We start from the raw sequence: 21,194 nt of genomic DNA on the forward strand, positions 1-21,194 counted from the left end.
TGAAGCCCTATATTATTTAAATTATATCAGTCTGTTTAATTGCACTATTTTTAAATCATACGGATGTTTCCTTACTCCTGAATCAGCATAACCAAATAACCATCAGACCCTTAACTGTACAACTTTAGTAATCCTCTTCTAGCACCTCTCTTCTTATTAGACTCAAATTAATCTTGTATTCACTAATTAAAAGCGCATTCTGACCATGCTTTTAATCAAATTAAAAAATTTCATAAAATCATGTAAATAAAATTAATGCAATCCCGTACAGCAAGGTATGTAAACTAAAAGCAGTTTTAATAGCAACGTTTACAGTACATTTAAAATCAGCTGCAGAATCAGTATATAGTTTTAATAATATTTTTAACCAGTACACGTAACCCTCTACTATGGAAAAAAACTTACTTCTTCCGCTAAATAGCCCATATTATCTTACCTCACCACCAAGCTAAGGGCTGATTGACCTTCCCTTTTAGGGGCACCATATATCAAGGCACATACTTCACCAACTGAGCGGGACACATAAAAATCCCTGCCTGGCAGCGCCTTGTCTGTTTCATTTTAATTTCAATTACCAGCATATATTTTAAATCATCGACTATGAAAAAAAATTACACTTATACAATTCCTGAATTTCAAAGCTACCACACCTCCTCCCGGCTTTGGCGTCTTTTTGCCTTTAGCCTATTGTGCTTTTTACTATACCCGGCTACTGGGCTGCAAGCAAACACGACAGCTAATGCTAATATGGTAGCGGATCAGTTGACAGTGACCATCGAAAACCACCTGGGCCCGGGCTGGATCAGCTGCAATCACGAGAAAGTAACCTTGGTGGCCACAGTTTATCTGAACGGAGTTCAACAGAACCCTGATGGCATTTCCTTTAGCTGGACGGGACCTGAGGGCTACAAGTCAACTGGTTCTCGGATTGCTGTGACAGTAGCAGGCGAGTATGTACTCACGGTCCAAAACGCTGCAGGTTTGACCGCTTCTGCCAAATACGTGGTAAGAGGTGTTGCCGGAGCTGCAGGTGCTGACAAAGTGATTAGAACATCTGAAACCTCAGTACAATTGGCTGCTGAATCCCACCCATGGGAAACATTTGGGTTTACACCGTCCTGGACTGCCAGCAACGGAGGCAACATAGTTTCTGGTGCTGACACCTTTACCCCAAGCGTTGGCGCACCAGGCACGTATACCTTAACCCTCACCCATACTTCTGGCTGCACCATGGAGGATCAGGTAGAGGTAACTGAGGGAGAAGATGTTTTGGAGGTATATATCGGCCGCGGGAGTGTCTTACAAATTGATTGTTATGGCACACCTATTCATGCATACACGCATGTTTACCTGAATGGGGATGAGGTTACTGAGGGCCTTACCTACAAGTGGTCTGGTCCTAATGGTTTTTCCTCAGAAGGATCAGGGCCAACCATATCAGAGCCAGGTGATTATACAGTTGTAGTAACATACCTTGCTACTGGCTTAACGGCAACAGCGACACGTGAAATTTCTCAGAGACCCAGACCTGAGGGAAGTGCTGGGCCCGACAAGGTACTGACACGCGACAACCCTACTGTTACACTAGAGGGATCAGTGGTAAATAACTCCGGGCAACCTACATGGTTAGCCAGCGATGGGGGTAATTTTGTTTCGGGCTACAGAACGCTTAATCCGATTGTGGATGCCCCAGGCACCTATACCTTAGTACTTCAGGATGGAAGAGGATGCAAGACAGAATACACCGTAAAAGTTACCAAAGCAGAAGATCAATTCATTGCACGCATTGGTGATGGCTCTTCAAAACAACTGGATTGTGATCGAAATCCTATTACACTGAATGCCTACGCTACACTTAATGGAGAGGAAATAAAAGAGGGTATTACTTACAGTTGGACTGGTCCTACTGGTTACACGTCAATACAACAGAAAGCAATCATTTATGAGCCAGGGGATTATACACTTGTGGCTACACACATTGCCACAGGAGCAACAGCAACCGCGACAATGACTGTTTCTCGAATGCCTTCTCCCGAAGGAAGTGCAGGCCCCGACAAAGTACTGACACGCGAAAACCCTACTGTTAGACTCGAAGGGTCAGTAGTACCAGGGTCAGTACCCAATGATTTTTATGAAGTAATGTGGTTTAATAATGTTGGTGCTTCCATAAAGGAACCATGGAGCCTCAATCCGGAAGTTGATACTCCTGGTACATATCGTATGGTAATTACCGACCGTCTAGGCAAATGCACATTTGTTGATGAGGTTGTAGTTACCCGCGAAGAAGGGGAGAGTCCACTAGTAGCACGTATCTCCACTTCAGGTGTTCCGCAACTTGGTTGTGACCCTGCTGATTCTTTCTATATGATGGGCGTTGCCATGCTCGATGGACAGACCGTGACAGAAGGAATCACTTACAAATGGAACGGCCCTAATGGCTATACATCCAACGACAAAAACGTGTCTGTTACTGAGGCTGGCGATTATACCTTAATGGTTACATATACGGCCCGTAATCTTACCGCCACATCTGAGCCGATTAGAGTAAGCAGGTATACCTTGCCAGAGGGCAGTGCCGGTCCAGAAAAAGTGCTGACCTGCAAGAATCGCACCGTCACTCTGGAAGGTTCAGGTCATGGCATGGTGCAATGGGTTGCAAGCCATGGAGGTAACATTGTATCAGGACACAATACCTTAAACCCAGTAGTAGATGCCCCAGGTACTTACACGATGGAACTTAATCTGATGAGAGGTGGCTGCGTATCTTATTTTACTGTAAAAGTTATCCGTGAGGAAGATATGACGGTAAACGCTACAGGCGGCCAGCTGGATTGCACCACTGGAACCGTGCAACTTACAAGCTCATCTTCAGCTGAAAATGCGACCTATAGCTGGACAGGCCCAAATGGCTATACCTCAGCAGAACAAAACCCTGTGGTGAAAGTGGCGGGCACCTATACCCTCACCGTGGCTGACCCTGATGGTGGATGCTCTGCTTCGACCAGTGTGGTGGTAACGCCTAGCTCAACTGAGGTGACCATGACGCAGCACCTGATTGATTTCGACGACCAGCCAAGAGGCCTGATCTCGAGCATTGACACCGAAGCAGGACCAGTGGCGATAACGGGAAGAAAACGCAACCCAGATGGTACATACGCACCAGAGAACCATGCCGCCATCTTCGACTCCCAAGACCCGACAGGCGACGACACCAACCTCTATACTACAGACTGGGGCCAGGTGCTCATCATCAACCAGTACCAGAATGACTACCCGGATGCCACACAGTGGGGCGGCGAACTGATCCTGGACTTCTCGGCCATCGGACCTGTGACGATGGAATCGTTCAGAGTAGTAGGTATGGACAAATTTGAGGATCTATCCTGGGTATACCTCTACGATGCGAATGGCAAGGAGCTGAACAAGGTATACCTGAAGCCGCTCGGCATGAACAGCAAGCAACTTGTCAACCTGGGGAATACCAGAGGCGTTATGAAAATGAAAGTAGTGCTGGATGGCAGAGACGGGTCTGGCGATTTTGCTGGATCAGCCGCTATCGACAACATCAAGTTCCACACAGAGAGCGTCACAAGCAGCCCTTGCACTGTAGCTGTGGAGAACTTTACCCATGCGATGGCCTATCCTACCGCTTTCAGCGACCGGACAACTGTAGAGTTCATTGTGCGTGAGACAGAAAACTACAGCATCAACCTCTACGACGCGCAGGGCATGCTGGTAAAGCAACTGCAGTCAGGCACCGCCAGAGCCGGCGAAATGACACGTGTTGAGGTGAACGGCAAAGACCTGAAGGAGGGTATGTACTTTGCCCGACTGGTAGGTAGTTCCGGTTCTAAAACCTTTAAGCTGGTTCTGAAGCGATAAGCTATAGAGGTATAATAATTCTATTGAAATGCCCCGACTCCAGCTAAGTCAGGGCATTTTTTGTCGTATAATATGTGCCAACATCTTCTTATATCTAAAGTATATAAAGGAAGAGGTTTGATGTGACGATTGATGGTGTGATGGGATCTCCGGTTAACATATTCATTTTTCTGATACTGCTGTTTGCGCCCGTTCAGGAAGACGCTTACAAAGTGCAGCGTGAGCAAATGGTCGAGCAGCAGATCAAGCGACGGGGCATAAGTGACAAAGCCGTGCTAAATGCCATGCGCTCCGTGCAACGGCACCTCTTTGTGCCTCCCTCCATCGCTGCCGAAGCCTACTCTGATGGCGCATTACCCATTGGGCACAAACAAACCATCTCACAGCCTTACATGGTAGCTTACATGACGCAGGTGATCAGACCTAAACCAGATATGAAAGTGCTGGAAATCGGCACAGGATCTGGCTATCAGGCTGCTGTGCTGGCTGAAATCGTAAAGCAGGTATACACCATCGAAATTGTACCGGAGCATGGGCGGGCAGCGGCTGCACGACTAAAACAACTGGGTTATGAAAATGTGGAAGTCAAAATAGGCGACGGTTATGCTGGCTGGACGAAGCACGCGCCTTTCGACGCCATAGTCGTGACGGCCGGTGCCGAGTCAGTTCCCCCTCCCCTGTTTGAACAACTCAAAGAAGGCGGCCGCATGGTTATACCTGTCGGTCCTGTGTACAGTACCCAAACCCTCAAGCTGATCGAAAAGAAAAAGGGCAAAGCTGTGACCCGCAACCTGATGCCTGTCGTATTTGTCCCCTTTACAAGGGAAGGACAGCAGTAATCACCCTTCATCCCGAATTAAAGTAGAATAGATTAGGCAGCGTTATCTGAAAAAACATACCCATACCTGCAAAATTGCGTAAGCGCTATATAGCAACCAGCAAGCATAGATATTATCCTATGCTTGCCTGACTTTTTATAACCCTTTGCCATACAAAGCTTACACATGCAGAAAATTCTATTTTCCTTCCTGATCATCTTCTTAACGGTAATTACAGCTTCGGCACAGGTAGAAGCCGACACCACCTGGCGCAGAACTTTTTCAGCGGGCATCAACCTGAACCAGGCCGCCTTCAGCGACAACTGGAAGGCAGGCGGCATTAGCTCAATCGCTTTTAATTCACACCTGGATGCACGCGCCGATTACAAACTGGGCAAAACCTCCTGGGACAACGCCGTGCAAATGCAGTACGGTCTGCTTAAAAACAAGGGAGAGGAACAGCGCAAGAGTATCGACCGCATCTTCCTGGACTCCAAGTATGGCTATGCTATTTCTTCGGACTGGAACACTTTTGTGTCGGCTAACTTCCTGTCGCAGTTCACAAGGGGCTATGAATATGACGTGGACGCCGACGGCAACGACCGGCTTATTTCAAACTTCCTGTCTCCGGGCTTCCTGACGTTTGCGCTGGGGGCTGAGTATAAGCCAAACCCCTACTTTTCGCTTCGCCTGAGCCCCTTTGCACCCCGCTTTACTTTTCTGGCAGACGATGCCGTGGCAGCTAATGAGCGATACGGCGTGCCGGAGGGCAAAAGTGTACGCACAGAGTGGTTGGCGGCCATGGTGCAGGCCACTTATAACCGCGACATCTTCACTAATGTCAACCTCCGGCTGAATTATATGTCATACATCAATTACGAGGAGCTATCCGGGAAGCGCATTGACCACATGCTCAACTCTACCCTCACGGCTAAGGTAAATCGCTACATCAACGTCAACCTGATGGCCAACTTCATCTACGACTACGATCAGGACAGCGACGTGCAGTATAACCAGTCACTAGGTTTGGGTATACTCTACACCATGCAGGGTTTTACTGTGCGCTAGTATGTTTAGCGTTACTAACGATGCAGCTTGTTGGGGATTTCACTACAGGGTCCTTCGTAGCGCACAAAAATGTGGATGTACAGCGAACGCGACCACCTGAAGATCACAGGCAATAAACCGATTACCACAGCTGCTACTACACCGATCATCATGCCCATCGTGATCTCCTCTACGAACTGGTACAGGATAAAAAGGCATACAATGAAAATAGCCACGTTGAAGGCAAAACTCACGTACATGGCGCCATAATAAAAGCCGGGCTCTGGCTCAAACTCCTGCCCACAGCAGGGGCAGTTGGTGTGCATATCAGAAAACCTGGTGGTATAGAGTCCACTCTTGAACATTTTGCCTTCACGGCAACGCGGGCATCTGTTGAAAAAGATACTGTATAATACGGAGTTTCTGTTGCTCATGCTGTGTCTTTCTCTGATGTTAGGACATACTTCTCAAAGGTACGTCTTTTAAGAAATAAGGCACAGCAACGGCCTAAATTTACAGTCCTAAAATTCTACAATAAACCCTAACGTAGGCACTAGATTCCCATCATTGTTTTTGAGGATGACAGGTATGGCGTTGCTTCCATCGTTGCGCAGCGGATTGCCGTCGGTGGTCGCGAAGCCTGTATTGTCCTCATTGCGTTGGAAGGTATAGCGGTCGAAGCCTGGTGTGTTGCTGGCCAGCACATTGGCAATGTCCAGGAACAGGTCGAGGGTGATACGGCTGAAATTCCACTTCTTGTCGATGCGCACGTCCAGTTGGCTGAACGGCCGCAGGCGCTCCGAGTTGAGGCGGGTATAGTCGAGTATGCCTACACCCAGCGAGGCATAGTTGCGCTGCGAAGCCTCCAGATCGAAGGGCGTGGCAGGTGCGCCGCCTGCGAAGCGGTACTTGGCCCCAAACTCCCAGTTGCGCGGCAGCTTCTTGCCCAGCAAACCGGAGGCAAGGTGGCGGTAATCCCAGGCGCTGGACACATAGCGACCGTCGGTACCGGCAAACTCACTGATTACGTAGGTATAGGACAGCACACCGAACACCGTTCCCGTCAGCTTTTTCTGTACATAAAACTCCGCTCCGTAAGCCCTCCCCTTCCCGGTGGTGCTTACGGCTTCATTACCAATCGAACCGAAATCACCTCCCTGGTTGGCCAGCGAAATACCATCGCGCAGCGACACAGGGTAGTTGTCATAGTCTTTATAGAAGCCCTCCACTGTGAAGCGCAGATCCTCGCGAGGCAGAAACTCCGTGCCCAGCACATAGTGGATGGACCGGATATAATCAGCTGAGCGGTTCAGGAATCGGTTATTCTCCTGATAACCCAGCACGGTATAGGTCGGCAGTTTATAATAGGTGCCCCAGGAGCCGTTGATCGTCCATTTATCAGTGAGCAGGTATGAGGCTGACAGGCGCGGCGAGAGCGTTTTCAGCGGATTGCGGCCTTCGTCTGTGAAGGTGTTCATGTCAGTGCGCAAACCAAAAGACAGCCCGAGCCGGTTGTTTAGCACTGAACGCGATACTTGCCCGAATGCGCCATACCGGAAGAAGTCGAGGTTAGTATCGTAATCAACCGTAACAGCAGGCTGCACCAGATTGCCACTTTCGTTGCGCACCTCGTTGCGGATCAGACTGAAGATGTCGTTGGTGAACTGCACATACTGCCCCGACACACCATAAGCGTATTTGAATCCGTTCTGGTATTTGTTCACGTCCAGACGCAGTTTGTTCTCCGTTTCACGTGAAGTAGACTTGAGCGTGAGCTGCGATGCGCCTCCCTCCTGCGCCGCCTCCGTCTTTTCCAGATCAATGTTGAAAGCGTTCCGGCTCAGCGCCAGGTTCACGTAACCATCACGCACCAGTCGCTTCATCGCCACGCCGGTTGTATAGTTCCATTGATTGTTGGAAGGTATAGACCGCAGGATGTACTCACTTTCTGGCGTGCTGTTGCGCGGCACCCCAAAGGCAAACTCGTCTATGGCCCCAACGCCAATAAAAGAAAGTGAGGTTTTACTGTCAATCTTATGGTCTACTTTATACTGGAAGTCCCAGTAATTTGGCCGGATGGGCAGGTCAAGCAGCTTAAACAGAAACTGCAGGTAACTGCGTCGGGCTGAGACCAGATAGAGGTTGTCTTAGAAGAAAGCGGCCCCTCCAGCGTTGTCGCAAACTCCGAACCGCTCAGACGCACGTTGCCCGAAAAACGCTCCGGGTTGCCATAGCGCTGCCTGAACTCAAACACTGAGGCCAGGGCATTATCGTAACGGGCGTCGAAAGCAGAGGAACTCAGTTTCAGGTCCTCGATAAAAGACACGTTGAGTATACCTGTCGCGCCGCCGGCGCTGCCCTGCGTGGTGAAGTGGTTGATCAGCGGAATTTCGATGCCATCTAGGTAATACACGTTCTCGCTCGGCGCGCCGCCACGGATGATGAGGTCGTTGCGGCTGCCCCCGCCTGTGCCACTGGTGGCCACACCCGGTAGTACTTGCACTACTTTCGATATGTCGAAATTCCCGCCCGGGTTGCTGCGGATCTCTTCTGTGCTCAGGCTCTGCACCGACAGCGGCGTCACGATATCGGCGATGGCCGCGCTCTGCCGGCGACGTGCCACCACTTCCACCTCACCCAACTGACTTGAAGCCGGCACCAGCTCAAAGTTGATGATCTGGCATTGCCTGAGGTCACGTTCACGTTGAATTTACTCAGTGGCTGGTAACCGATGTACGAACTCTGTAAGGTATAACTGCCGAGCGGAATGTTGTCGATCCGGTAGGAGCCGCTCTCGTTTGTGACCGTACCCAGCTCGCGTGCCTACCACCTGCACCGACACCCCAATCAGGGCTTCCCTGGTGTTGGCGTCGCGCACAGTACCCGTAATCACACCAGACTGTGCAAAGCTAAGTGTTGGCAAAAGCAGTAAGAAAAAGAAGAATAAGCGCATGGTTGAAAGGCTAAATCATATCGCAGGTATTACACACTTCTAGCTGAAATGTTTTGAAAACACTATATATTTTTAGTGACTACATTTTCAGAGCGTTAACATCAAATTTAATTCATTGAAGTTTAAACACTTAGAATCATCCTTTTCTGATATTAACTATAGCTCGTTAATCAACTCCCGTAGCCTGTCGGCATTGAGCACGGCATTGCCTACGATGGTGTTATTAAAGAATACCCATACCTCTTTGCCATCTTCCAGCCAGTCTTTCACCATGTAGGCATAACGCTCCAGCTTTTCGTCGGAGTAGGACGAAGCGTACATTTTCTCATCGCCGTGGAGCCGCAGGTAGGCAATATCGGTGGTCGTGACTTCTGTGCCCGGAAAGCGCTTGCCGGCATTGGCGATAACGGTGGAGATGTTGTGTTCGCGCATCAGGTCAAAAGACTCCTCTGTGAACTACGAGACGTGGCGTGCCTCCAGCGCAAAAGGCTGCTCCGGGTACAGCTCCCGCAAGGTATGGTAAAAATCACCGGCTATACCTTTGTCGAAACGGAAACTACCGGGGATCTGCACCAGCACCGGACCCAATCGCTCTCCCATCAGCTGGTAGCGCGACATAAATTTCTGCAGCGGTTCTTCGATGTCCTTAAACTTGCGCTTGTGCGTGATCTCCTGGTGCAACTTGGGTGCGAACTTAAAATGCGCCGGTGTCTGCGCCAGCCACTTCTCAATGGTTTTGGCCATGGTGAAGTGGTAGAAACTGCTGTTGATCTCTGTGCAGTTGAAACGAGTGGCATAGTGGCTCAGGAAGTCCGCCGACTTAAGCTCAGGCGGATACAGCACTTCCCGCCAACGGTAGCTCCAGCCGGAAGTACCGATGTACAGCCTACTTGAAATTGTATCCGTCATGAGCCTTACGCACCCAGCGGGAAGTTGAACACAAAGGCCGTACCGTCTGGCGTAATGCCATCCAGCCGCACCATACCGCTGCGCGACGCTGCCAGCGATTTGCTAATGTCAGCAAGACTGTTCACAGGGCGGCCGTTCACTCTGGCGATCACGGTACCCTCCGGTATACCTGCTGAGTCGAAGAAACCACCTGGCTGAATCTTGGTGACGTACACGCCCTCGCTCAGACCGTAGCGCTGCTTCATGCGGTCGTTGATTGGCGCAAAAGTGGCACCTAACCTTGCCTCTAAGCCTTTGGCAGCGCCCTCGGTAACTGTCTCCTCTTCTTCTCCCTGCAATGTGACCGTAGCTTTTCGCTGTTTGCCATCCCGCAATATCGCCAGCTCCACCTTGTCGCCGGGGTAGTAGCGGGCAATGCGTTCTGAAAGCTCTGCTGATGTGTTCACTTCAATGTCGTCTATACCTTGTATAATGTCGCCTTCTTTCAAACCTGCCTTTTCGGCGCCGCTACCAGGCTGAACCCCCATGATGTACACGCCACTCACCTCACCCGGATCGATGCCCCGTGCCCGCAGCATCTGATCTTCTACGGCAGGAACAGGGAAGTTCACACCTAAAAAGCCACGACGTACCTGGCCGTACTTCCGTATGTCGCCCACAACTTTCTGCATCAGGTTGACAGGTATAGCAAAGCCATAACCAGCGTAGCTACCCGTTTGCGAGGCAATGGCTGTATTGATGCCGATCAGCTGCCCGGAAGTGTTCACCAGTGCACCACCGCTGTTGCCGGGGTTAATGGCCGCGTCAGTTTGAATGAAAGACTCGATGGCGGTATTGGCTACCTGTGCCGGATCCACGTATCCGCCCTGCCCTGGCCGGTTCAGGATGCCGATACTGCGGCCCTTGGCACTGACGATACCGGCTGTTACAGTCGAGTTCAGCGAAAGCGGATAACCTACGGCCAGCACCCATTCTCCCACCTGCACTTTATCTGAATCACCCAGCGGCACCACCGGTAAGTCACTTGCCTCCACTTTCAGCAAAGCCAGGTCCGTGCTTGGGTCCGTACCGATTAGCTTGGCCTCGAAGGTACGGCGGTCAGGCAGCACCACTTCTATACCTGAGGCCCGGTCGATCACGTGATTATTGGTCACGATGTAGCCATCGCCTGATATGAGTACTCCTGAGCCCGAGCCGCGTGCCGGGGTAGATTGCTGTGGCATGCCGAACAACTCGTAGATCGGGTTGCGACTGGTTTGGTTGACGTTATAGAGCGTTTTGATGTGCACGACGGCAGGCGTCACATTGGCAGCGGCCGGCACAAAATCCGGGTTACCAACTGATGAGACCACCGGTGTGGCAGCATTGTTATTGTTGTTGAAGTTGCCGTTTTGTTGTGAATTGCCCTCGAAGAGTTTATACCCCACAATGGCCAGCACGGCAGAAAGGATGGCAATCAAAAAAGTGCCGACAGCTTTTCCCATAAATATTGATGTTTTACCACTTGCTTTACCGATTATCGCACGACCGGGTTGGCTGATAGGCAGATTAGAGTTCATAACAGCTGTTTTTGAGAATGAAGTGAACATTTTCTTCAAAGGCTATACCTGATTTGTCCCAACCAGTAAACCTTCCTATATACTACTTACTCTTTAAAAAAGTGCATGGTTTACAACTTAGATCCTGTTACACTCCGTAAACAGTGGGTCAGAGACGATAAAGCCTACACCTAGCAATAAAACTATGCCTAACCTGAACGAAGACTATCCTGTGGCAGACGCGACGCTCGCTTCAACCCAACCAGAAGTTTCAGCCGAAGAAAAGCCCAAAGCAGAGCCCAGACCCGCCCTGAGCATGTTCGACGCCATCGCCGTGATTGTGGGCGTGGTGGTGGGAGCCGGCATATTCCGGACGCCCTCGCTTGTGGCTGCCAATGTGGAGAGCGGCACCATGTTTCTCACCACCTGGGTATTGGGTGGGCTGGTCTCGTTGATCGGGCACTCTGCTACGCTGAACTGACCACCACCTTCCCGCATGCCGGGGGTGACTATCACTTCCTGACGAGGGCATTCGGAAAACGGCTGGCTTTTCTCTTTGCATGGGCGCGTATGAGTGTCATCCAGACAGGCTCTATTGCGCTGCTTTCTTTTATCATCGGCGACTACATGGCCCAGATTTACAGCATCGGGGAGCTTTCGTCAGTTATCTATGCGGGACTGGTTGTGGTCTTGCTCACTACGATTAACATTGTGGGTGTGAGCTTCGGCACAGGTGTGCAGCGCTTTCTGATCATACTGGAGGTACTGGGCATCCTGATCGTACTGGGCGCAGCTTCCTCTTTACGCCCGATGAAGCAGTAGCGGCAGGCAATGCAGGCACGGGCAACGGCACTTCCATGGGCCTGGCCATGGTGTTTGTGCTGCTCACCTTCGGCGGCTGGAACGAGGCAGCCTATATTTCTGCGGAGCTCAAGAGCGGACGCCGGGGCATGGCAACCGCCCTGATTGCCAGTATTGCCGTTATCACCCTGATCTACCTGCTCATCAACCTGGCCTACCTGCATGTGCTGGGGCTGGAGGGGATGGCTGTCTCTGATGCCATAGCAGCTGACCTTGTACGGGTGACGCTTGGGGACACGGGCATGGTGCTCATCGGCATCATTGTGACACTGGCCTGCCCTCACCTCCGCCAATGCCACTATTCTGACTGGTGCCCGTACCAATTATGCGCTGGGGCGTGACTTTCCGGTTTTCAGCTTCTTAGGCCAATGGAATACCAAAGCATCCTCTCCGGTGAATGCCTATGTAGTCCAGGGAGTCGTGTCGCTGGCGCTGGTCGGACTGGCACTATTTACCCGCAACGGATTCGAGACGATGGTGGAGTACACAGCGCCGGTTTTCTGGTTTTTTCTGCTGCTGGTAGGTATCGCCTTGTTTGTGCTTCGCCGCAAAGAGCCAGAGCGCCCCAGGCCTTTCAAAGTACCGCTATACCCTGTCCTGCCCCTTATTTTCTGCCTGACAAGTGGCTATCTGTTCTACTCCAGTTTGATGTACACCGGCTTAGGGGCTCTGGTAGGTATAGGCGTGCTGGTGGTGGGGGTACTGGTGCTGCTGGCTATACCTCGCATCCAAAAACAGAAAGAACAGGCAGCGTAACAGCGCAATTGCTTAAAGAAGTCCTACTAAAATATTCATAAAATGCCACAATTAAGAACTACTGATCCCTGCTGCACGTAAATACAGCCTGTGCGTGTTTCTCTTCTCCGGATAAGATACGCCATCACAAAACCGCTCACCTTATACCTGATATTTTCTTAAATGGATTACTAACTTAATGAAAACAAGATGAGAGCAATCAGAAACTCGCTTTGCACACTCGTGCTGACACTATTCGCTTCTGCGGCATTCGCCCAAACAACCACTGCTACACCTAAGCTTGATGTCCCTTATGTTCCTACTCCTCAAAAGGTGGTAGACGCCATGCTTAAACTGGCAAATGTGTCGGACAAGGATGTGCTTTATGACTTGGGTTGTGGCGATGGTCGCATTGTAATCACGGCGGCAAAGGAGCACGGTGCCACGGTACTGGCTTTGACATAAACCCGGAGCGCATTAAAGAAGCCAATCAGAATGCCCGTGAGGCCGGCGTGACCAATAAGGTGAAGTTTGTGGAGCAGGACCTGTTCAAAGTGGACTACCGACCAGCCTCTGTAGTGACGCTATACCTGCTGCCCAACGTGAACATGAAGCTTCGTCCGGTGCTGCTCGAGCAGTTGAAGCCTGGCACCCGCATTGTGTCGCACGCCTTCGACATGGGTGACTGGGAGCCGGAAGAGACCCAGGTGATAGACGGATCTACCATTTATTTGTGGACTGTTCCTGAGAACAAGAAAATCGGCAAAAGTCGCTAATAACCACCGAAACTACTAAAAAGCCCCGTGCACTTCATGTGTGCGGGGTTTTCTTTTGTGTGCTATCTATACATCTAAAATAGGGCTACCGCATCTGAATTGATAATTTAATCCCTATATTTACAGCTGACACTAACCACAATCTCTGAAATGTATACAGGATTACAACATCTTCACTCATTCATGGCCTATCTGGTAATTCTAGGCCTTCTTGTAAGCATCATATTTGCCTTCATGGGCATGTCTGGTAACAAACCCTTCACTGATAAGGATAGAAAAATGGGCCTTTTGGGCCTTATACCTGCGCACTTGCAGTGGGTGATCGGTGTGATTCTCTACTTTGTATCACCACTTGGAATTGAACTTGCAAACGAAGGCTTCATGAAGGATTCCACTTCAAGACTTTACGTGCTGGAGCACCCGCTGACTATGATCATCGCTGTTGTATTGATCACCGTAGGTTATGCCCGTGCCAAGCGTCTGCCGGATGACAAGAAGCGTTTCAGCAGCATTGCTATTTTTTACACCATCGCTTTGATTCTGGTATTGGCTCGCATTCCGTGGGGTGCATGGCCTGGCAACTAAGCCACCAACAGGTATAGCCCGATAATGGGCAGCGCCTCCCCTTTCAGGTATAGCCCTGAAGCGGGAGGCACTTTTTTAGAGAGCATCTTAAATTAGTATGATGAATACGACATCTTCAAACAGCAATATGCCAGCTGCCATTCAGGAGTTGGGCCAGCAACTCTACCATAGCCACCACAAGTACAAGGAGTCTGCTCTGCGGCACCGGCGCTTCCGACACCGCGATATTGTACCCCTGATCGAGCGGCTGCAGGAGCAGTCAGCCTCGAAGTGCAGGTGGCCGGCCACTCGGTGCAGGGTCGTTCGATCTATTTGATCAAGGCGGGTACTGGCAAAACTAAAGTTATGCTTTGGTCCCAGATGCACGGCGATGAGCCCACCGCCACCATGGCTTTGTTTGACTTGCTGCACTTCCTCAACCAGACGGACGAACTGGATTCTATACGCAGGCATATACTGGAGCACCTGACACTATACATCGTGCCGATGCTCAACCCGGATGGGCCGAAATGTATACCCGCCGCAACGCCTTGGGCATAGACATGAACCGAGACGCCCTGCGCCTGCAGAGTCCGGAATCAGAGCTGCTGAAACAGCTGCGCGACAAGCTGGAGCCTGCCTTTGGCTTTAACCTGCACGACCAGAGTCGCTACTACACAGCCGGCTACACAGCACGGCCGGCCACAATCTCTTTTCTGGCTCCGGCATATGATCATGCCCGCAACATCAATACAGTACGTGAAAGGGCCATGCGCACCATCGCAGGTATGGACCATGTGCTGCAGCAGTTTATACCTGGGCAGGTGGCTAAGTTCAATGACGAGCACGAGCCGCGGGCTTTTGGCGACAACATCCAAAAATGGGGTACCAGCGTGATCCTCGTGGAGTCTGGCGGGCAGCACGGCGACCCGGAAAAACAGCACATCCGCCAGCTGAACTTCACGGCCATCCTTTCGGGGCTATACCTGATTGCCGAGGAAGCTTACCAAAGCTTCGGAGTGGACGCCTATGACCGTATACCTGAAAACCAGCGTCACCTTTACGACCTGGTGCTGCGCCATGTCCGCCATACCGAAAACGGCCGCGATACTATCCTTGATATTGGCATTAACCGGCTGGAAGTGGACGCTCCGAACCACCTCGGCTTTTATCATAGCAGTGCGGTAGAAGAGATCGGCGATATGAGTGTGTTTCATGGCTACGAAGAGCTCGATGCCAAAGGACTTACCCTTGTGCCCGGCAAGGTATTCGAGCAGCCCATCGACAGTCTCGATGACCTGACCGCTGAGCTTGGCGCTAAACTGCTCAGGCAGGGCTATACCACCATGCGGGTTTGTCACCTGCCCGGCGTACTGCCCGACCCGACCTCGCTCCCTCTCAACGTGACAGGTATAGCCAGCATCGTCAATCACCAGTTGGCACTTGACGAGTCGGCCAACTTCGTCCTGAAAGATGCGCAAGACCAGCCCAGGTATGCCGTCCTGAACGGATTTTTGTATGACCTGCAGGGCGACCGGCCGGAGCTCTTTCATGGAATACTACATTAGGCAGCAATATAATTTTGTCGCCTAAAGCCCTTCCCTTTTGGAATCAGTTTGTATCTTACAGACTGATTCCAGACCAACCTTTGCTTCATGGTATTAAACTATCTGTGGGCGGCCTTCTTTCTGATCGCCTTTGCTATTGCTTTGTTCCAACTCATCGTGTTTCGCGATGTAGAGATCTTTCAGAAACTCGTTAGCAGCACCTTCGACAATGCCAAGCTCGGCTTTGAGATTTCGCTCGGCCTGACCGGCGTGATGACACTGTGGCTGGGACTGATGAAAGTGGGCGAACGCGGCGGCATCATCGCCATTTTCTCCCGACTGGTGGCGCCATTTTTCAACCGTCTCTTCCCGGAGATCCCGAAGAACCACCCCGTGTTTGGCTCTATCCTGATGAACTTCTCAGCTAACATGCTGGGCCTTGATAATGCCGCTACACCACTGGGCCTGAAGGCGATGAAAGAGATGCAGGAGCTCAACCCGATCAAAGAACGCGCTTCGAATGCCCAGATCATGTTCCTGGTGCTCAACACCTCCGGGCTCACGATTATCCCAATCAGTATCATGGTATTCCGGGCGCAGCTTGGCGCGGCTGACCCTTCTGATATTTTTATCCCTATTCTGCTGGCTACCTTTTTCTCGACGATGGTGGGTCTGATCGCCGTGGCCTTGTACCAGCGTATCAACCTGTTCAACCCCGTGATCCTGACTTATATAGGCACTTTACTGCTGCTGATTGGCGGATTGATTTATTACTTCAGCACCATTTCGCAGGAACAGGTTAGTGTGATATCGCAAGTAGCCAGCAATGTTATCCTCTTCTCGATCATCATTTCGTTTGTTGGTCTGGCGCTCATCCGAAAAGTGAACGTGTACGAAGCCTTTATTGAAGGCGCTAAGGAGGGTTTCACAGTGGCCATTACCATTATCCCCTACCTGGTAGCGATACTGGTGGCCATAGGAGTGTTTCGTACTTCAGGTGCTCTAGATATGATTGTGGATGGCATAGGCTTCCTGATAGCTCTAACAGGTGTCAATACGGATTTTGTGCCTGCCCTACCTATTGCTTTCATGAAGCCACTGAGTGGCAGCGGTGCCCGCGGTTTGATGGTGGAAGCCATGACCACCTATGGCGTAGATTCATTTGTGGGGCGAATGGCCTCCGTATTCCAGGGCTCTACCGAAACGACTTTTTACGTGCTGGCGGTATACTTTGGCTCTGTTGGCATTAAACGCTCTCGCTACGCCCTCACTTGTGGCCTGCTGGCAGATTTTGCCGGTGCTATTGCCGCCATCTTTATTGCCTACCTGTTCTTTCATTAAACAGCAGGTATACCCATAAAAGAAAGCGGCGCTCGGRGCAGCCGCTTTTTTTATTTCAATTTTTAACCTTCTAATTTCGGGCAACAACCGGGTGCCCTTCCAACTGGGCGTAGCTCAGTTTCCAGTTACCGTCGCTGGCCTTCTTCCAAAGCAGCATAAAGTTGCCTTCTCCAAGTCCACGGGGTTCGCCGGGGCTAACCGGCAGCACGTCTACTGAAAACGTACCGGCCTCGTAGGCGATCTGCGTATCTGTGCCGGAACTAACCGGATAGGTTTTCAGGTCGGCAATGGTGCCCATTGTTTCGCGCACCCACTTGTCTGACACTTCGGACTTGCCTCTGTAGATTACCTCGCCTTGCAGGAACTGCACATCCTCGGCCATCATCGAGATCACTTTGTCAGAGTCCCGTGCATTCCAGGCACTGATAAACTCCTGGTTCAGTTCACGGACATCCACCGACTCTTCTCCATCAGACTTCGCGCACGAAGCCAGGAAGAAAAGGGCAAACAGGGTATAAAGTATATTTTTCATGATTTCTAAATTTTGGTGAGTAAACCACGACGCCATACGTGAAAACGGCATCGTTGGATTTATACCCTTTCCCGGCTCAGCACCGGGAAAGGGATAAGGGTAAACATGTTACCAGCTCTTACGTCGAACTTCAGAAGTATAGTAAGGCTTGCTGCGGTCACCATAGTCTAGGTTAGGCAGGAAGTTAGCGTACACCACTTGTGGCGTCGGTCCGTCTTCAGATGCATACATCATCGCCAGTGAATTGGCTGCTGCTGTTTCAGCTGGGGTGGCCATTGCCAGACTTGTCTGAGGAGTAGCTGCTTTTTTAGCTGGAGCCGGCGTGTTTTTCGCAACTGCCGCTCTGTTGGCAGCCGCCGAACGTTCTGCAGCTGCGGCACGCTGGGCTGCGGCTGCTCTTTCGGCTGCCGCTACACGGGCTGCTTCCGCCTCGCGCTCTTTCTGCTTGTTGTCGATCACCTTACCAACACCGTAACCTACGGCGCCACCGGCAACACCGCCTACAACACCACCTACTACGCGGTTACGCTTATGTATAATAGCACCTGCTGCAGCACCTGTACCGGCACCGATCACAGCACCTTTTGCCTGTGGGCTCCAGCCTGTTCTTTTTTCCTGCGCCTCAGCTGATCCGCCAAAAGCTACTGATGCCATCAGTGCCAGGCTCATGATATAGCTTACCTTTTTCATAACAATTTCAGTTTAGTTAAAACAATTAAACTCTGTTGTATGGGTAATTACAAGTTGCGTGCCAGTACAATTAAAATAGCCTATAATAAGTCTTTACCATACCTGTAAATTTCCTAAACACCAGAGTCAAAACCGCCATCATATTATTGATTTACAACAAGTTGCATTCACACTTAGCACTTGAAAAAAATATAGACGATGAATAAAAAAATATTTTATGAATTGGTATTTATCTTCAGGAAGGTGCAAACGGAGCAGGTATAATATTGCTTTTCATCGCTAATAAATTATCTTTAAGCATGGAAAAACTGTATCGCCGCGTCGCCCTGTTTGTCAAGTTAGTAGTTGCATCGCTCGCATTCGCATCCTGTCAGCAGGTTGCTACTGATCAAAACCGGTATGAAATACTGATCCGCAATGCCATGGTGGTAGACGGTACGGGGAGTGCGGCTTACGCAGCCCAGGTCCTGATAAATGGTGACTCTATTGCGTTGATCGATACGGATACATCCAGAACTTACACGGCCGATCGCACCATAGATGCCGCTGGCCTATACCTAACACCGGGCTTTATAGACACGCACGCACACGGCGACCCGCTAGAGACACCTGACTTTTCCAATTTCCTGTCGATGGGGATCACGACGATTTGCCTGGGCCAGGACGGCTTCAGTCCACAGCGCGAAAACCTGAAAGAATGGATGCGTGAAGTAGACGGGAAAGAGCTTGGCGTAAACGTGGCTATGTTTGCCGGTCATAATACCCTGCGTATGCTGTCGGGTATAGAGTATGATTCCATCCCATCAGAGCAAGGTAGGGCCAAACTGGAACAACTCCTCTCAGACGCCCTCGATGCAGGCTGCTTCGGTATGACCACCGGTCTCGAGTACAATCCTGGCTACTACGCCCGGCCAGCCGAATTGAACAGGCTCGCTGAAATTGTGGGTAGTAAAGGAGGCATCATCATGAGTCACATGCGCAACGAGGACGATGCTTTTGTAGAAGCCTCTATACGCGAGCTTCTGGAGCAAGGCAAATACTGTCCGGTCCATGTATCGCATATCAAGGTAGTATATGGCAAAGGTGAAGAACGCGCCAACCGTGTGTTGCAAGTGCTCGATTCTGCCCGTCAGCAAGGTATACAAGTAACAGCAGACTTTTACCCTTACACCGCCAGCTATACCGGCATCGCCATCCTCTTTCCGGACTGGGCGAAAAAACCGCATGATTACCAGGAAGTGCTGAAGACCCGTCGTCAGGAGCTTGCCACTTTCCTGCGCAACAAGATCATACAGCGTAACGGACCGGAAGCGACCCTGATCGGCTCCGGCCCCTATAAAAGTAAAACACTGCAACAGGTGGCCGAGGAACTGAACAAACCCTTCGAGCTGGCACTAATGGAAGATATCGGGCCTTACGGTGCTGACGGTGCTTACTTTATCATGGACGAAACCTTGCAGGAGACCTTTCTGAAAGACCCTCATGTGATGGTCTGCACAGACGGCAGCCCCACCATGCGCCACCCCCGCAGCTTTGGAGCCTTTGCCCGTATACTGGAGACTTATGTGGTGCAGAAAAATCTACTATCACTGGAGGAAGCTGTGCATAAAATGACGGGATTGTCCGCTGAGACCATTGGCCTGCGAGACCGTGGCTTAATTAAGCAGGGCTATAAAGCGGATCTGCTGCTGTTCAGACCGGAGGAAGTAAAGGAGAACGCCACCTATGAAAACCCGCACCAGGAGGCCAGTGGGTTTAAGTATATAGTGGTGAATGGGAAGGTTGTGAGAGAGGGTGATCAAAAGAGTGTAAAAAAAACAGGACGTATTCTAATCAAACCAGTCCGTTAACCTAAACGTTGTAAATTCTTTTTGCAGCACAAATAATCCATAACTGTATAATAGGTTTATGCTAGAGAATAGATATTGATTTTTAGCATATTCTTACTTCCTCGCGTAATTTGTTCTTAAGCATCCTTCCTCAGATAAGCCCCTCCCATACGCTATATAGCAATTAAATATCTTTGTAATCACATTCCTTCTTATCCACTCCCCTTTAATTTAGCACCTTTATATTTCATATAAAAACTTACTTCAGTACATAACGTATTGTATAAAAAAACCTAAAACTTAGACTATTCCGTCTAATGTAAAGATTTTTATGCACACTTTTCAGGCTCTGAACTTACCAAAACCCTTATGTATATGAATCTACGTCGGCTAATCTATTTATTCTTTATTAGTTTTTGCACTACCTTCTCTACAGCATGTGTCAGTACCAAAGATGCTGTTTATTTTAATAATATTGGTAGTACCGAAATAAGGGGTAGAACTGAGAGTTTAGAGCCGGTTATACAACCAAATGACCTGCTTAGCATTACAATCAGCAGCTTAAACCCTGCTGCCTCAGAAGTGTTCAATGTGTCTGCAATTAACTCCTCAAGAGTAGCAAATGCCACTGCTACAAATACAGTATCTCCTGTTATCGGATATTTAGTTGATCAAGAAGGGAACATACAGTTACCGTTACTAGGTAAGACCAAGGCTGCTGGTATGACAAAAAAAGACTTTCAAGAAGGGATACGTAACCAACTGATTCAAAGAAAGCTTCTTATTGAACCTGTAGTTGACATTCGCTATCTCAACTATAAAATTTCAGTTTTAGGAGAGGTAGCTCGCCCATCAGTTTTAACTGTTCCTAATGAAAAAATCACACTACTGGAAGCACTTGGATTGGCAGGCGATCTGACAATATACGCTAGTCGGAATAATGTGCTTTTAATAAGAGAAGAGGAAGGTAATAAGAAACTTGTACGGATTGACTTGACTACAAACGAGCTTTTCACCTCACCTTACTATTACCTCAAATCGAATGACATTATCTATGTTGAGCCTAACAAAACAAAGATTCAAAGTGCAAGTAACGTGCGGCAATGGCTACCAGTGGTCTTTAGTGGATTAACTGTGATAGTCATAGCTGCAGACAGATTAAGCAGATAATT

Annotated in this window: 24 protein-coding genes and 1 pseudogene; 16 read left to right on the top strand and 9 right to left on the bottom strand. The window is 50.0% G+C overall.

What is annotated here, in order from left to right:
• The first annotated feature begins 747 nt into the window (after positions 1-747).
• The 3 genes from O71_RS25280 to O71_RS06605 all read left to right on the top strand — a co-directional run bounded on the left by O71_RS25280 (position 748) and on the right by O71_RS06605 (position 5,768).
• A complete protein-coding gene (locus O71_RS25280) occupies positions 748-3,882 on the top strand; it encodes a T9SS type A sorting domain-containing protein (protein WP_007654606.1) in 3,135 nt (1,044 codons plus the stop codon).
• A 122-nt stretch (positions 3,883-4,004) separates the two neighbouring features.
• Entirely contained in the window at positions 4,005-4,721 is a 717-nt protein-coding gene (locus O71_RS06600) for a protein-L-isoaspartate(D-aspartate) O-methyltransferase (RefSeq protein ID WP_007654607.1), read from the top strand.
• Between the two features lie 165 nt (positions 4,722-4,886).
• Positions 4,887-5,768 (top strand): DUF3078 domain-containing protein, encoded by an 882-nt coding sequence (locus tag O71_RS06605; protein WP_007654609.1) that lies wholly within the window; start codon positions 4,887-4,889, stop codon positions 5,766-5,768.
• 14 nt (positions 5,769-5,782) lie between these two features.
• On the opposite strand, the gene O71_RS06610 is transcribed toward O71_RS06605, so the two are convergent.
• The 7 genes and pseudogenes from O71_RS06610 to O71_RS06625 all read right to left on the bottom strand — a co-directional run bounded on the left by O71_RS06610 (position 5,783) and on the right by O71_RS06625 (position 11,093).
• On the bottom strand, positions 5,783-6,181 hold the full coding sequence (locus O71_RS06610; RefSeq protein WP_007654610.1) for a DUF983 domain-containing protein: 399 nt from the start codon (positions 6,179-6,181) through the stop codon (positions 5,783-5,785).
• A gap of 87 nt (positions 6,182-6,268) precedes the next feature.
• Positions 6,269-7,717: a TonB-dependent siderophore receptor gene (locus O71_RS25285; RefSeq protein WP_237717732.1), complete on the bottom strand. Its 1,449-nt coding sequence runs from the start codon at positions 7,715-7,717 to the stop codon at positions 6,269-6,271.
• Between the two features lie 71 nt (positions 7,718-7,788).
• A complete protein-coding gene (locus O71_RS25290) occupies positions 7,789-8,406 on the bottom strand; it encodes a Plug domain-containing protein (protein WP_237717733.1) in 618 nt (205 codons plus the stop codon).
• Positions 8,328-8,561 (bottom strand): carboxypeptidase-like regulatory domain-containing protein, encoded by a 234-nt coding sequence (locus O71_RS25295; RefSeq protein ID WP_369750891.1) that lies wholly within the window; start codon positions 8,559-8,561, stop codon positions 8,328-8,330. The genes O71_RS25290 and O71_RS25295 overlap by 79 nt, the downstream gene beginning before the upstream one ends.
• Positions 8,458-8,700, bottom strand: coding sequence for a hypothetical protein (locus O71_RS25300; RefSeq protein ID WP_237717734.1), 243 nt, complete (start codon positions 8,698-8,700; stop codon positions 8,458-8,460). The genes O71_RS25295 and O71_RS25300 overlap by 104 nt, the downstream gene beginning before the upstream one ends.
• A gap of 156 nt (positions 8,701-8,856) precedes the next feature.
• Positions 8,857-9,609, bottom strand: a pseudogene (locus O71_RS25305) (DUF72 domain-containing protein).
• A gap of 5 nt (positions 9,610-9,614) precedes the next feature.
• Positions 9,615-11,093 (bottom strand): Do family serine endopeptidase, encoded by a 1,479-nt coding sequence (locus O71_RS06625; protein WP_007654612.1) that lies wholly within the window; start codon positions 11,091-11,093, stop codon positions 9,615-9,617.
• A gap of 259 nt (positions 11,094-11,352) precedes the next feature.
• Between O71_RS06625 and O71_RS25310 the strand changes: the two genes are divergently transcribed.
• From O71_RS25310 to O71_RS06650, 11 genes are all read left to right on the top strand, one after another.
• Entirely contained in the window at positions 11,353-11,628 is a 276-nt protein-coding gene (locus O71_RS25310) for a hypothetical protein (protein ID WP_237717735.1), read from the top strand.
• A gap of 38 nt (positions 11,629-11,666) precedes the next feature.
• On the top strand, positions 11,667-11,969 hold the full coding sequence (locus O71_RS26350; RefSeq protein ID WP_255345355.1) for a hypothetical protein: 303 nt from the start codon (positions 11,667-11,669) through the stop codon (positions 11,967-11,969).
• 35 nt (positions 11,970-12,004) lie between these two features.
• Positions 12,005-12,349, top strand: a complete 345-nt coding sequence (locus O71_RS26355) for an amino acid permease (RefSeq protein ID WP_255345353.1) — start codon at positions 12,005-12,007, stop codon at positions 12,347-12,349.
• Positions 12,339-12,764: an amino acid permease gene (locus tag O71_RS26360; RefSeq protein WP_255345356.1), complete on the top strand. Its 426-nt coding sequence runs from the start codon at positions 12,339-12,341 to the stop codon at positions 12,762-12,764. The genes O71_RS26355 and O71_RS26360 overlap by 11 nt, the downstream gene beginning before the upstream one ends.
• Positions 12,765-12,953: 189 nt before the next feature.
• Positions 12,954-13,208, top strand: coding sequence for a class I SAM-dependent methyltransferase (locus tag O71_RS25315; protein ID WP_237717736.1), 255 nt, complete (start codon positions 12,954-12,956; stop codon positions 13,206-13,208).
• Positions 13,139-13,519, top strand: coding sequence for a cyclopropane-fatty-acyl-phospholipid synthase family protein (locus O71_RS06635; protein ID WP_237717737.1), 381 nt, complete (start codon positions 13,139-13,141; stop codon positions 13,517-13,519). Before O71_RS25315 ends, O71_RS06635 begins: the two co-directional genes overlap by 70 nt.
• Positions 13,520-13,702: 183 nt before the next feature.
• Positions 13,703-14,104 carry a hypothetical protein gene (locus O71_RS06640; RefSeq protein ID WP_007654616.1) on the top strand — a complete coding sequence of 134 codons (402 nt, stop codon included), beginning with the start codon at positions 13,703-13,705 and terminating at the stop codon, positions 14,102-14,104.
• Positions 14,105-14,201: 97 nt separating this feature from the next.
• Entirely contained in the window at positions 14,202-14,420 is a 219-nt protein-coding gene (locus tag O71_RS25320; protein ID WP_237717742.1) for a hypothetical protein, read from the top strand.
• On the top strand, positions 14,396-14,644 hold the full coding sequence (locus O71_RS25325; protein WP_237717740.1) for a M14 family zinc carboxypeptidase: 249 nt from the start codon (positions 14,396-14,398) through the stop codon (positions 14,642-14,644). Before O71_RS25320 ends, O71_RS25325 begins: the two co-directional genes overlap by 25 nt.
• Positions 14,645-14,646: 2 nt before the next feature.
• Positions 14,647-15,651, top strand: a complete 1,005-nt coding sequence (locus tag O71_RS06645) for a hypothetical protein (protein ID WP_051017717.1) — start codon at positions 14,647-14,649, stop codon at positions 15,649-15,651.
• Between the two features lie 87 nt (positions 15,652-15,738).
• Complete coding sequence (locus O71_RS06650; protein ID WP_007654622.1) at positions 15,739-16,971, top strand: nucleoside recognition domain-containing protein; 1,233 nt, start codon at positions 15,739-15,741, stop codon at positions 16,969-16,971.
• Positions 16,972-17,041: 70 nt separating this feature from the next.
• Here O71_RS06650 and O71_RS06655 read toward each other — a convergent pair whose 3' ends face one another.
• Complete coding sequence (locus O71_RS06655; RefSeq protein ID WP_007654623.1) at positions 17,042-17,503, bottom strand: DUF4440 domain-containing protein; 462 nt, start codon at positions 17,501-17,503, stop codon at positions 17,042-17,044.
• A gap of 108 nt (positions 17,504-17,611) precedes the next feature.
• Positions 17,612-18,193: a hypothetical protein gene (locus O71_RS06660; protein ID WP_007654626.1), complete on the bottom strand. Its 582-nt coding sequence runs from the start codon at positions 18,191-18,193 to the stop codon at positions 17,612-17,614.
• A gap of 299 nt (positions 18,194-18,492) precedes the next feature.
• On the opposite strand from O71_RS06660, the gene O71_RS06665 reads away from it, so the two are divergent.
• Together O71_RS06665 and O71_RS06670 are read left to right on the top strand one after the other, a co-directional pair.
• A complete protein-coding gene (locus O71_RS06665) occupies positions 18,493-20,043 on the top strand; it encodes an amidohydrolase family protein (protein WP_007654628.1) in 1,551 nt (516 codons plus the stop codon).
• Positions 20,044-20,397: 354 nt separating this feature from the next.
• A complete protein-coding gene (locus tag O71_RS06670; protein ID WP_155800633.1) occupies positions 20,398-21,192 on the top strand; it encodes a polysaccharide biosynthesis/export family protein in 795 nt (264 codons plus the stop codon).
• The last annotated feature ends 2 nt before the right edge of the window (positions 21,193-21,194 follow it).

Origin of the sequence: Pontibacter sp. BAB1700, assembly GCF_000277005.1 — a bacterium.
GTDB lineage: Bacteria > Bacteroidota > Bacteroidia > Cytophagales > Hymenobacteraceae > Pontibacter > Pontibacter lucknowensis.

Bases quoted from the DNA above. Each gene is read 5' to 3' on its own strand.
- O71_RS25280 (WP_007654606.1), top strand. From the start codon at position 748: ATGGTAGCGGATCAGTTGACAGTGACCATCGAAAACCACCTGGGCCCG.
- O71_RS06605 (WP_007654609.1), top strand. From the start codon at position 4,887: ATGCAGAAAATTCTATTTTCCTTCCTGATCATCTTCTTAACGGTAATT.
- O71_RS06610 (WP_007654610.1), bottom strand. From the start codon at position 6,181: ATGAGCAACAGAAACTCCGTATTATACAGTATCTTTTTCAACAGATGC.
- O71_RS25300 (WP_237717734.1), bottom strand. From the start codon at position 8,700: ATGCGCTTATTCTTCTTTTTCTTACTGCTTTTGCCAACACTTAGCTTT.
- O71_RS06625 (WP_007654612.1), bottom strand. From the start codon at position 11,093: ATGGGAAAAGCTGTCGGCACTTTTTTGATTGCCATCCTTTCTGCCGTG.
- O71_RS25310 (WP_237717735.1), top strand. From the start codon at position 11,353: ATGCCTAACCTGAACGAAGACTATCCTGTGGCAGACGCGACGCTCGCT.
- O71_RS26355 (WP_255345353.1), top strand. From the start codon at position 12,005: ATGGGCCTGGCCATGGTGTTTGTGCTGCTCACCTTCGGCGGCTGGAAC.
- O71_RS25315 (WP_237717736.1), top strand. From the start codon at position 12,954: ATGAGAGCAATCAGAAACTCGCTTTGCACACTCGTGCTGACACTATTC.
- O71_RS06640 (WP_007654616.1), top strand. From the start codon at position 13,703: ATGGCCTATCTGGTAATTCTAGGCCTTCTTGTAAGCATCATATTTGCC.
- O71_RS25320 (WP_237717742.1), top strand. From the start codon at position 14,202: ATGATGAATACGACATCTTCAAACAGCAATATGCCAGCTGCCATTCAG.
- O71_RS06645 (WP_051017717.1), top strand. From the start codon at position 14,647: ATGAACCGAGACGCCCTGCGCCTGCAGAGTCCGGAATCAGAGCTGCTG.
- O71_RS06650 (WP_007654622.1), top strand. From the start codon at position 15,739: ATGGTATTAAACTATCTGTGGGCGGCCTTCTTTCTGATCGCCTTTGCT.
- O71_RS06655 (WP_007654623.1), bottom strand. From the start codon at position 17,503: ATGAAAAATATACTTTATACCCTGTTTGCCCTTTTCTTCCTGGCTTCG.
- O71_RS06660 (WP_007654626.1), bottom strand. From the start codon at position 18,193: ATGAAAAAGGTAAGCTATATCATGAGCCTGGCACTGATGGCATCAGTA.
- O71_RS06665 (WP_007654628.1), top strand. From the start codon at position 18,493: ATGGAAAAACTGTATCGCCGCGTCGCCCTGTTTGTCAAGTTAGTAGTT.
- O71_RS06670 (WP_155800633.1), top strand. From the start codon at position 20,398: ATGAATCTACGTCGGCTAATCTATTTATTCTTTATTAGTTTTTGCACT.